Source organism: Cupriavidus sp. SIMBA_020 (assembly GCF_046535395.1).
Classification (GTDB): Bacteria; Pseudomonadota; Gammaproteobacteria; order Burkholderiales; family Burkholderiaceae; genus Cupriavidus; species Cupriavidus campinensis.
In genome coordinates, this window is record NZ_JAWRWU010001053.1 from 1 (window position 1) to 256 (window position 256).

The 256-nt window shown below is 66.0% G+C and carries 1 pseudogene; it reads right to left on the reverse strand.

The features are described 5' to 3' along the window. Nucleotides 1-256, reverse strand: a pseudogene (ligA, locus tag SB751_RS32700) (NAD-dependent DNA ligase LigA); the annotation flags it as partial.

The window sequence follows — 256 nt, forward strand, 5'->3', positions numbered from 1 at the left end:
GTCGAGCAAATTCTGCGCGGACTTCTCGGCGAACCGGTCGAGTTCCGCGAGCGTCGCGAAACCGAGATTGAACAAGTCGGCCGGCGTGCGCACGAGATTCAGTTCGACGAGCTGATCGATGATCTTCTCGCCGAGCCCGTCGATGTCGAGCGCGCGACGCTGCGCGAAGTGCCACAGCGCCTGCTTGCGCTGTGCCGGGCAGAACAGGCCGCCCGTGCAGCGCGCGATCGCCTCGTCCGGCAGCCGCTCGATCTTC